Below are 11797 nucleotides of genomic sequence, written 5' to 3'. Positions count from 1 at the left end.
ACGCATAGCAAACCCAGTTGAACCAACTTCTGTTGGTTCAACCTAATAGCGTAGTTAAAGCACGATAGACTTTTGCAATTTTATAGGCTCACCGTCCACTTCCATCACAGCACTTATCATTAACAGCCCCTGTTTTAGAGTAGTGAGATGCTCAATATTTGGCTGCCACAACTTTGTTTCATAGGGCGCTATTTCTATGTTCTCAGACCATAGTTGCTGACTTTGAGCGACTCGTTGAAATGAATAGAACGAAACATCAAGCGTGCCTTGTGTGCTGCCAGAATACGGACCTGATATATTAATCGTTAACGTATCTTCATGGCTCACTTTGAGATAAACCCCATCAAAACTTTTAGTCGCAATCGATACATTAGAATCAGTGGGAGTCGAGGTGTAGCTTGGCAGTTGGCTATTCCAGTGTGTAAGTAAACGCTGTATATCCTTTTTTAACTGAGGATGTTGTTGCTGGTCTGACACTTTGGGCACTGTATCTGCCAAGGTCTGCTCGCAATCTTTGATAACAGCTTTGAATTGCGCACACCGCTCAACTAGCGCAAGCAAGTCATCAGCGTCACTGAAATACCAAGGATTAGCGTTATTCGCTGCCAACTTAGGTAATTCAAAGGTATGTGCTTTGATATAAGGTGTTACTTTGTGGTTCATACCTTTGCCAAGCAAACTCATCTTGTTGGAATTCACGATAAACCCTTCAGGGAGCGCAAAAATCATGTTTTGAGTTTGTGTCTGTGTACTGAGCTTGACGATAAGCTCTCCTGCTTGTTGCTGAACGCTCAGCGCTAAATGTGAACCTGTTTTGATGTCTTCATGTAGCGCTGGAGTCATTGCAAGTTGTTGAACTTGTTTAGAACCTTCTAAATCTAGCTTAAAGCGAACACCATCAATGAGGGTTAGCACAGCAACACGCTCTCCACCGTATATAGATAAACCGACTTCGCCACGTTTAAGCTGAGCTGGCTCAAAATCAATTTTAGCTGCTAAATCCCAGTCATTGTCTCGTAACGCTCTCGGTAATTCTGGTTTGGGAAAGTCCATCATTGGGTGTTGTGCCTGAGCAGCTGGGAAGATATTCAGTTGGTGCATAACTTGGGCATTGTCGCTGCGAAGCCAATAAGCATTACCATTTTGCTCCCAAGGCCCAGACACGATATCGAAAGTAGGTTTAATACTTGCGACAAACTGGGCAAACTCATGTTCAAGCTGTTGCCAGTCACTAAACACGGTTTTAAGTAGCTTATTCGCTACGGGGAGCGTTTGATCTGAATGTGGGTTGAGCTGCATTAGCTCTTTTAGATAACGTTTAAACTGCAGCTGACGCATTGGGTCGTTCATTAAAAAGTGAATAATAAAGAAGTTCAGACCGCGCTTTAAAGCCGGATCATCGTTAATCTGTTCTATCGTTGGCGAGTCTCCTTGTGCGTATTGCTCAAGCCCAGTGGTAATATAGTTCATTGGCGCTCGGTCAAATACCATCACAGTTAGCTGTTTTTTCTCTGGGTCGTAAACATGGCTGGCGATAGAGTCGGCAAGCCCCTCAGTTATCCAGTTGGGTGCCCAAGTAGAGTGACCATTTAAAGCCATGTGAAACGCGTGCATGGTTTCATGTATCACGATATATCTTTGGTGGTGCTGTCTGTGGCTTGGAAAATTATATCCAGCCCGATTGTAAAACATGGTTTCGCCACCTGCATTGTCGTGTACTCCGCGTAAAAAGCCATCGTCTAGCATGGCCTCTTGCACACGTGTGCGTGAGCTACCATAAACAACCGCTATACGTTGTTTGTCAATATTGTCAGGTGCCATTGAAAACAGTTCCACGTAGTGTGGATACGACATTTCCAGTAACTCTAAATAAAGCCTTACTTTGTCCTCTGGTAAGTCGCTTTTTAAAGCAAAGTGCTTGCTCGCCCACCAGTTATAACCACGACTATTTGTTATTTTTCCGTTGCTATAAGTGTTGGGGATGGTTTTACCCAAAAATGCAATATCAATGTGGTTGAGTGTACTGGTTCGGCCAACTACGGTGATATCGACATCTAAACTATCGAGATTGACAGTGTTGTGTTTAGGCTCTGAAGGAGAGTGGGTCTGTGCGCATCCATTTAGGATTAACGCGCAAAATAACAATATCGTTCGCATTTTATCTTCTCATTATTGTGGTTAAAGTATATTGTATAAAATATACTTTAACTTTTTGAGGCGCGATAATCAAAATGAAAAATAACAATACAGGGCAGCACAAAGGGTTTGGCTCCCTTTTTTATGTTGCAAATTTAATGGAGATATTTGAACGCTTAGCCTGGTATGGTTTTTTTGCGGTATCGTCTATTTATATGACAACCCCAATCAGCCAAGGTGGTGCGGGCTTTTCAGATACTGAGCGTGGTGCGATTCAAGGTATTATTCCGTTCTTCTTATATCTATTGCCGGTTCTTACTGGCGCGCTGGGTGATAAGTTTGGCTATCGGCGTATGTTTATTTTGTCGTTTTGTATTATGACGCCAAGTTATTTTTTGTTAGGGCAAGTGACATCGTTCAGCTTGTTTTTTATCGTTATGGGCTTTGTCGCATTCGGAGCGGCCTGTTTTAAGCCTATAGTGGTGGGCACCATAGCCCACAGTACCAACGATCAAAATAGAGGGCTCGGCTTTGGTATCTTTTATACCATGGTCAATATTGGCGGCTTCCTTGGGCCTTTGATCGCAGGAGCGATGCGTGCCATTAGCTGGGATGCAGTGTTTATGATGTCTGCGTTTTGGATAGCCATTAATTTTATTCCAGTGCTACTGTTTTACCGCGACCCAGTTACATTAAATAATTCTTCCAGTAATTTGAAGCAGGTACTTAAAGAGGCCCAAACAGTGCTTGGCAACAGCCGTTTTGCGCTATTAATGTTTGTTGCCATCTCACTGTTAATGGCCGCAGGTGTTGGCTGGCTGAGTTATACGCAAAGCTTTGTTGGTATAGCTGTTTGGATGGTATTTAATTTCGTCTGGCACATGGCTGCAAAGCAAAATGCCTCTCGTTGGTGGCAACAAAAAATAGTTGTTAGTAACGGTAAATTCACCGTCTATTTGCTGATCTTATCGCTATTTTGGACGGTGTATAATCAGCTATTTTACACCTTGCCGTTATTTATTCGCGATTTTGTAGACACCCGCGATTTAGTGGCGTTTATTGGTATCTTTGGCAGTGGCGCCGTGGAGTTTTTTGCATATGTCGATCAGCCAGCATTAAAAGACGCGCTTAATGAGTTGTTTAATAGCCTATCAGCAGTAGAAAATGTAGATATTGCCGCGCTACGTCTCGAATGGGTTCACTTGAAGGTCAATGTTCCGATAGAGCAACTGAGTGATATAGTCAGACAGTTACAAACCTTGGCTGCAACACAAAGTAATTTAACGAGCGCTCAGTTAAACGAGTTAACCGAAACCCTTTTAACGTTTAGACAAATAAACCCTGAATATCTTATCAATTTAGACTTTGCTGCCATTGTGATACTACAAATCGCGGTTAGTTACTTCTGCCAACGCTTTAAACCAGTCTCAATTCTGGCGGTGGGCCTTGTGATCATTGCCTGTGCATTTTTGTTATTAGGCCAAGGCGGAACGATGATAAGTGGGCTGGTTGTTACTATTGTTATTCTGCTAATAGCAATGGGGGAGATGTTTACCTCTCCTAAGAGTCAAGAATACGTAGCCTTTATCGCACCAAAAGAGCAAAGCGCTCTGTACATGGGGTATTATTTTGTGTCTATGGCGCTGGGCTTTTTGTTCGCTGGGTTTTTATCTGGTTGGAGTTATAGCGAACTGGCCCTGAAAGCACAAAAACCCGAATTGATGTGGGGAATGTTTGCGCTGATTGCACTGCTGGCGTGTGTATTGATGCTGCTCTTTAGAGCCTACACAACTAAACATGGCTACGCATTGGCGCAGCAACCCCGTTAAAAAAGTGCAAAATATCACCAATTAAATATTGATTGTATACAATATACAGTGTACTGTAGTGATTCGTTTCAAGGTTAGCAATAGTCGCTAAAATGAAATGGTTTGAATAACCAAAATATAATGCTGATTGTTGTTAACCAAATGAAGCGAATAGCTTTGTGAAAGCAAAGTGTTTAGTTATTATTTTCCCTGAGTTGTGAAGCCCAGCCTAGCTGGGCTTTTTTCTAAATACTACTCTTGGCTTAGCGCTGAAATTGATAGACGCTACCAAGGGCAAGAATTTTGGTCAGTTCATCTAACGCAGCATGGCTTTCTTGTAAAAGCTGAGGGTCCGCTAAATCAGCATCGCTTAGCCTATCTCGATAGTGTCTATCCACCCAAGTGATAAGCGCAGCAAATTTTTCATCGCTCATTATTACCTGTGGATTAACAGCGTTTAGCTCATCCTGTGTTAAAGCAACACGTAAACGCAAACAAGCAGGGCCGCCACCATTTTGCATGCTTTGTCTTAAGTCAAAAAACTTTACGGTATTTACAGGGTTACTCTCGCTGAGCATACGTTCTATGTAGCGGCTAACACTGGTATTGTTTTTACATTCTTCAGGTGCAACCAGCATCATTGAACCATCGGGTAGCGTAACTAATTGGCTGTTAAATAGATAGCTGCCTACGGCGTCTTGAACGCTGACCTCATTTGTTGGCACTTCGATTATGTGTAGTGGTTTTTCGCCGAGGTAAGCGTGTTTAATTTGCTTGATTGATTGCACTTGATTAATAAAGGCTTGCTCATGGCAAAGCAATACGTTTTCATTACCCACAGCAATCACATCATTATGAAATACACCTTGGTCAATAACATCGGGGTTTTGTTGTATAAACAATGCGTGACTGTCTTTTATACCGTGCAAGCGTGCAATAGCCTCACTGGCTTCGAGCGTTTGACGAGCTGGATATTTTACTGGCCCTTTCACACTATTATTTAAGCTGCTTGCGCCATAAACAAAAACCTCCAAACCCTTATCGCTATGGTTATCACATAACCTAGTGTGGTTTGCAGCACCTTCGTCACCAAAAAATGGTTGTTCTGGTAAATGGCTATGATGGGTAAAAAAAGCATTACTTGTAAACATCGCTTTTAGTAGATTGGTGGTGGTCGTTGGCTCTAAAGAGCGGTGAAATTTATTATTCAAATTCGCACTCGTAAAATGCACTTTACCATCTACAGTATCTTTTGAAGGCGAAACGGTAGCCGCATTGGCTGTCCACATAGAAGAGGCTGAATATACGCTTCTAAGTAGAATAGGGGATTCTTTAGCGGCTTTATTGAGTACCTGCTTATCATTTCCGCTGAATCCAAGTCTTCTCAGTGCATCTATGTCGGGCCTAGCATGAGGGGCAAAAATACCTTGCTTTAAGCCCATGTCATGCATCGCTTTCATTTTCGCAAGGCCTTGCAGCGCCGCCTGTTTAGGATTGGAAATGGCATCAGCATTATTAAGCGATGCGACATTGCCGTATGACAGTCCGGCGTAGTTATGCGTAGGTCCAACTAGACCATCAAAATTCACCTCAACGCTGGGCTCATTGTTATTCATGTTATTTCCTGTTTGTTTTGATGATGTAAACGTTAGTATGACAACTGTAGGGCTAATGGCAATGACATTCGATTTCATAACTAAATATTGAATATATGGAATATCGAATATATGATTTACCATATATTCGATGGGGGCCTGAATGGATCTATTAACATTTTACAAAGCGCTTGCTGATAGCACACGATTGCAAAGCCTGCTGCTAATTGAACAGGAGCAAGAGCTATGTGTATGCGAATTAATGGCCGCACTTGAGCTGAGCCAACCAAAAATCTCTCGCCACCTTGCACAGTTAAAAAAGGTAGGGATTTTAACTGACCGTAAACACAAACAATGGGTTTACTATCGCATTAATGAACACCTCGAAGATTGGGTTAAAAACATCATCACCCAAACTTACGAGCATAACCAAACATTTTTACAAACAGCGACAGACAAGCTTAACGGTATGGGTTCGCGCCCTGAACGCGTGGCCTCATGTTGTAACAATTAAAAAAGGAACACTGCAATGACTATCAAAGTTGGAATAAATGGGTTCGGTCGTATGGGCCGCCTTACCATGCGCGCGTTGTACGCAAGTAACAACATCGAGATTGTGCACATCAATGACCCTGCAGGCGATGCACCCACGTTGGCGCATTTAATGAATTTTGACTCTGTTCATGGCCGTTGGAATTTTGAGGTAAATGCTGATGACAAGTGTATGATTATCGATGGTCACAAGATTAGTGTGTCTCATAACAAAGACATTGCTCAAACCGACTGGTCAACATGCGATTTGGTGATAGAAGCATCTGGTAAAATGAAAACCAAAGCAGTGCTTCAGGCATACTTAGAGCAAGGCGTAAAACAGGTTGTTGTGACCGCTCCGGTAAAAGAAGACGGTGTGCTCAACGTAGTTTATGGCGTTAACCATCAAGATTATAATAAAGCTGAGCATGATATAGTAACGGCTGCATCTTGCACCACCAATTGCTTAGCACCCGTTGTTAAGGTGCTACAAGACAAAATCGGTATAGAACATGGCTCTATGACGACCATTCATGATATTACCAATACTCAAACCATCTTGGATGCACCACACAAAGACTTACGTCGAGCACGCGCATGTGGCATGAGCCTAATTCCAACAACCACAGGTTCTGCAACCGCTATCACACATATTTTTCCAGAGTTAAAAGGTAAACTAAATGGTCACGCAATCCGCGTACCTTTGGCTAATGCGTCCATTACAGATTGTGTGTTCGAACTAAGCCGCGCGACTACCATTGAAGAAATCAACGGTTGGATGAAAGAAGCCGCTGAAGGTGATTTGCAAGGCATTTTAGGCTTTGAAACCCGCCCATTGGTGTCAATTGACTATCGCACTGACCCGCGAAGCGTTATTGTTGATGCGCCATCCACTATGGTGGTAAACGGAACACAAGTAAAAATGTACCTGTGGTATGACAATGAGTGGGGCTATGCAAACCGTACTGCCGATTTAGTGCGATATGTCGTCGCGGAGCGCTTTGCGTAACGGCTATGTTGCTGAATAAACTTTCAAGCGAAATTAAACAGTATCTAGTTATCACGGGTAACTATTGGGCCTTTACCCTCACTGATGGTGCACTTAGAATGCTGGTTGTGCTGTACTTTCATCAGTTGGGGTATAGCCCGTTAAGCATTGCCATGTTGTTTTTGTTCTACGAACTGTTTGGTGTGGTAACTAACCTAGTTGGTGGTTGGTTGGGTGCTCGACTTGGGCTCAACAAAACCATGAATCTTGGTCTATCGCTGCAAATTTTAGCGCTGATTATGTTAGCGGTGAATCCACAATGGCTCAGCGTCGCTTATGTCATGGCGGCACAAGCGCTATCGGGTATTGCTAAAGATCTCAATAAAATGAGTGCCAAGAGCGCGATCAAATTACTGGTGCCAGAAGATGCTGATAGTACCTTGTATAAATGGGTCGCTCGTCTGACCGGTTCAAAGAATGCGCTAAAGGGGGTTGGCTTTTTTATGGGCGGTGTGCTGCTTGGTGCATTTGGCTTTGCTGGTGCGCTTTGGGCGATGGCATCGTTACTCCTTGTTGCTTGGATTAGCTCTCTTGTATTGCTGAAACAAGACTTGGGAAAGAAAAAGTTCAAGCCTAAATTTAGTGAATTGTTTTCAAAGAGCCGACAGATCAACATTCTCTCAGCGGCACGTTTATGCTTATTTGCCTCTAGAGACGTTTGGTTTGTTGTAGCACTACCTGTGTTTTTAAGCTCAACGCTTGGGTGGGATCACACACAGGTTGGCAGCTTTATGGCGCTTTGGATTATTTTTTACGGGATAGTTCAGGCCAATGCGCCAAAAATTACCCGTAACCTGCAAGCACCTGCTAGACAACTCACTTTTTGGGCTGCGCTGTTAACAGTCATACCTGTATTGATCGCTATTGCGCTTTATCAACAATTTGCTGCAACTTGGGTGATTGTACTTGGCCTGCTGTGTTTTGGCGGCGTATTTGCGATTAACTCTTCGCTTCACAGCTATCTAATCGTTAAGTTTGCTGACAGCGACGGCGTATCATTGGACGTTGGCTTTTATTATATGGCCAATGCGATGGGGAGATTGCTCGGCACTGTGCTCTCTGGCGCAATTTATCAAGTATATGGCCTTGAAGCCTGCCTGTGGTTTTCAAGCTTGCTATTACTATTTACGGTTATTATTAGTAAACGTTTAACCACTGTTGAACAGATATACTCCGGTGTGTAGATATTAGAAAAGCTGACCTTGGTCAGCTTTTTTTTAACCAAATCCAGCAAAACGGATAACTGGCGGCATTACACAGAATTACAACCAATGAACTTTATAAAATAATTTACAAACCGATTCTAGCAACAAAGGGTGATTGCTGCTGCCTATTATTCACTGATAAATGGCTACTTTTTCTTTGGAGCCTATAAATATAGGGCCTATTGTGCTGGTTGGCATTGTTGCTATATGCAAGATTGTCGTAATTTACATGTCCACATTGCTTGCACTTTTGACTCCTACATTTTCCTCAGGTTGCTGGTACTGAATAATACATTCAGCTTAAGGACCAACATCAAACCGTAAAAGGAGAGGAATTTCATCATGAATCACATTAGTAAAGTACGTAAACTAGCGCTGATATTGGCAGGGGGATTAATTGTTTCCGCTGTTATACCCGTTGTACACGCAGCAATAGATACCGACGATGACAAAGTCACACGCTTAGATTTACAAGGGCAAATTGACAACTTTGCGCCTTTTTCAAAAACTCTCTGGGCGGGTGCGCATAACGCATATGCTTCCTATTCTTGGAGCAAGGGCACCTACACTGATGTAAATCAATACTATTCACCCAAGAGTCTGCTTAAACGCGGCATTCGCGTGATGGAGTTTGATATTTACCCAGAAGGGACTTTTGATTCAACACCTATGTTGTGTCATAACTCGTTGGAAAACAAAGCGCTGTGTTCAAGCTTTCACGCAAAGCTGTCTGAAGGGCTAGACGATATAAAAGACTTTTTGCAAGATAACCCCGACGAAGTGGTGCTCCTTAAAATTGAGGCGTACAAACACAATGACCACAATAACTGGCACAACAAGATTGGTGAGCGACTCCAAAATGATGTGGGAGACTACTTATTACTGCCAGAAGATTGGGGCTATGCCGATAAAAGCTGTGCTTCATTGCCAGTATCGCATTTGACTAAGCGCGACATTCTAGCTGCGGGTAAGCAATTAGTGGCGGTTGTTCAAACACCACGGGATAAAAGTGATCTCTGCGCTTATCACAGTTCAGGTAACTACTCAAAATTTTGGAACACGGTCTTTATCGGGGTCGATGCCTTTGACGCAAATGGCAATTTGCAAAGCAACCAGCCATTTTGCCAAAACGGTAACGATGAGTGTGTGAGTAATGATCAAACGGCTCACTACAACGCTAAAAACATGACCGTGGTCATCGATGATGCCACTCAGCTCAATACAGACGGCCCAAGTTCAAGCAAAACTGGCAGTAACGTGCTAAACAAGTGGGGTAAAAAGGGCTCGCAAATACTTGAGCTTGCATTGGTTGAAGCAAATAACACCAGCGCGGCGAGTGGCTATGGCGCTAATGAAGTGCAAATTGAGGATTACATTTGGTCCTGGAAATCAAATCGTCCAAATGGTACGGGCGATTGTGCCAGCTTAGAAGATGACCAGACTATTGCCGACAAAGCCTGTACAACATTCCAATATCACGCCTGTGTAGACAAAGACAGAAACTGGCAGATTTCAGCTACCAAGGGCACATGGCATATGGGTTTTGAATACTGCAAGAGCCTAGGGGGAAGTTATACCTTCGGCATGCCGTTTAATGCGTATGAACAGGTGCAGTTGTTGGCTGAAATTGGAACTAGCAGCAATGATCATTGGGTGAATTACTACAACGCCTTTGACGATTTTTGGCTGTCTAATTCAAAAGAATATATAGATTGGAAATTTGTAGAAAGGAGCGCGGTTGGCTCTGTGAGTAAAGGGGATTCATTTGACGATATAGGTCTACTTAAGCGCAAAGCGTTAGTTGGCGGTTCGTTTAACTTAAGCTCTGTGCAGATCCGCTCTGGCAGTCGTATTGATGGCTTTAAGGCGTGTTACGAAACCACGCAAAGTGTGAGTCACGCAAGCGTCGGTACCTCTGAATTATGCGTCACCTATGGTGGTAGCGGTGGCAGTTGGGGCAACGCGCTGACATTCGATGCAAGCAGTGGTCAGTATCTAAAGGACATCAAAATCTGTAAAGAAGATGCAAAATATGGCTATGATACAGTTTATTTCTTGAAGTTTACCTCAAGTACTGGGAGCGCAATCTCTGGCGGTGCGACAACGGGTAGTTGTACTACCTATTCTTCAACGTCATCGCAGCAAATATTTGCATTCCACGGTTCTGAGGGGAGTGAACTTAACTCAATTGGCATTTATAAAATCGAAAACGCATTAGTTAATGGCGGGTTATATGCCACAGATTGGTTAGACAGAGATGACCCTCAAAGTGGCGATAACGAGCTATTCAATGGTCATAAATCATCAGGCAACATTTCGGCAAGTTGTGAGTCGTCGGATATCGCTGCAATTGTCGCCCGTGTCGTTGATACCAAACTAGACTCAAGCCTAACAGGGCAAAACTTAGTCAACAATGGATCTGGTTTTGCCTGCTGGAACTCAAGCAATGGCGGCAGTAGCAGCAACACCACCTGTGAAGACTATGAAGTGCGGTACTTCTTTACCAAAGCGAGTTGTTTACCTTAAATCATGATGTTTGAGTCAATAAAAAAGCGCCCCGAGGGGCGCTTTGCTGGGCTAGTAATAAGTTATCTTATCTCAACGCTTGAATACGCTGCTCAAGCGGTGGGTGAGAAGCAAAGAAGTCGGCAATGCTTTTGCCAGAGGCGATACCGAATGCCATCATCGACCCCTCAAGTTGTGACTCATGATTGTGCTTTAAGCGCTCAAGCGCTGCACGCATTTTATGTGCGCCAACTAAATCAGCTGCGCCCTTATCCGCTGCAAACTCGCGTTTACGGCTAAAGTAGGCGACGACGATAGAGGCAAGAATACCAAATAGCATTTGGAAAATTAGGTCAAACACAAAGTATGCCCAGCCTGTGCCTTCTTCATCTTCACCACGGAAGAAGTTATCAACGATACCTGCAAGTACCTTGGCCAAGAAAATAACAAAGGTATTGACCACACCTTGGATAAGGGTAAGCGTTACCATGTCGCCATTGGCTACGTGTGATACCTCGTGAGCAAGTACCGCTTCGGCTTCGTCTTGGCTCATGTTGTGAAGCAACCCCGTACTGACGGCTACTAAGCTATTGTTCTTACTTGGGCCAGTGGCAAATGCGTTCATTTCAGGGCTGTCATAAATGGCCACTTCCGGCATTTTGATATTAGCTTGCTGTGCTTGACGAGCAACGGTTTGCAATAACCAATGTTCCGTTTCGTTACGAGCCTGTTCAATAACCATGGCACCGGTTGATTTTTTGGCAATCCACTTTGACATAAACAACGAAATGAATGAACCACCAAAACCAAATACCAGTGCAATGAGCATGATACCGCTATAACTTCTGCTGGAGATCCCAAGTACAGACATTAATACAGATAAAACCACACCTAACACTAGCATTACAGCTAGGTTAGTTAGTAGAAATAACACAACGCGTTTCATAGTCACCTCAGTGAAAAAATATA

Annotated in this window: 8 protein-coding genes; 5 read left to right on the top strand and 3 right to left on the bottom strand. The window is 43.4% G+C overall.

The features are described from left to right. Nucleotides 1-54: 54 nt before the first annotated feature. The gene (locus BET10_RS10420) at nt 55-2157 is read right to left on the bottom strand and encodes a hypothetical protein (protein WP_070985481.1); all 2103 of its coding nucleotides are present in this window, start codon (nt 2155-2157) and stop codon (nt 55-57) included. 74 nt (nt 2158-2231) lie between these two features. Here BET10_RS10420 and BET10_RS10415 point away from each other — a divergent pair, with 74 nt between their 5' ends. Then, complete coding sequence (locus BET10_RS10415; RefSeq protein ID WP_070985480.1) at nt 2232-3965, top strand: MFS transporter; 1734 nt, start codon at nt 2232-2234, stop codon at nt 3963-3965. 242 nt (nt 3966-4207) lie between these two features. On the opposite strand, the gene astB is transcribed toward BET10_RS10415, so the two are convergent. Further along, complete coding sequence (gene astB / locus BET10_RS10410; protein WP_070985479.1) at nt 4208-5560, bottom strand: N-succinylarginine dihydrolase; 1353 nt, start codon at nt 5558-5560, stop codon at nt 4208-4210. A gap of 142 nt (nt 5561-5702) precedes the next feature. Between astB and BET10_RS10405 the strand changes: the two genes are divergently transcribed. From BET10_RS10405 to BET10_RS10390, 4 genes are all read left to right on the top strand, one after another. After that, a complete protein-coding gene (locus BET10_RS10405; protein WP_070985478.1) occupies nt 5703-6053 on the top strand; it encodes a metalloregulator ArsR/SmtB family transcription factor in 351 nt (116 codons plus the stop codon). A 15-nt stretch (nt 6054-6068) separates the two neighbouring features. Beyond that, nucleotides 6069-7079 (top strand): ArsJ-associated glyceraldehyde-3-phosphate dehydrogenase, encoded by a 1011-nt coding sequence (locus BET10_RS10400; protein WP_070985477.1) that lies wholly within the window; start codon nt 6069-6071, stop codon nt 7077-7079. A gap of 5 nt (nt 7080-7084) precedes the next feature. After that, the gene (gene arsJ, locus BET10_RS10395) at nt 7085-8302 is read left to right on the top strand and encodes an organoarsenical effux MFS transporter ArsJ (RefSeq protein WP_070985476.1); all 1218 of its coding nucleotides are present in this window, start codon (nt 7085-7087) and stop codon (nt 8300-8302) included. A 363-nt stretch (nt 8303-8665) separates the two neighbouring features. Further along, entirely contained in the window at nt 8666-10849 is a 2184-nt protein-coding gene (locus tag BET10_RS10390) for a phosphatidylinositol-specific phospholipase C domain-containing protein (protein WP_070985475.1), read from the top strand. 67 nt (nt 10850-10916) lie between these two features. Here the strand turns inward: BET10_RS10390 and htpX are convergent, their stop codons facing one another. After that, nucleotides 10917-11774 carry a protease HtpX gene (htpX, locus tag BET10_RS10385; RefSeq protein WP_070985614.1) on the bottom strand — a complete coding sequence of 286 codons (858 nt, stop codon included), beginning with the start codon at nt 11772-11774 and terminating at the stop codon, nt 10917-10919. Nucleotides 11775-11797 lie beyond the last annotated feature (23 nt).

The sequence above is a fragment of the Pseudoalteromonas amylolytica genome (assembly GCF_001854605.1).
Taxonomy (GTDB): Bacteria; Pseudomonadota; Gammaproteobacteria; order Enterobacterales; family Alteromonadaceae; genus Pseudoalteromonas; species Pseudoalteromonas amylolytica.
The sequence above is the reverse complement of the archived record's forward strand: the minus strand, read 5'-3'. Positions and strand labels throughout refer to the sequence as shown.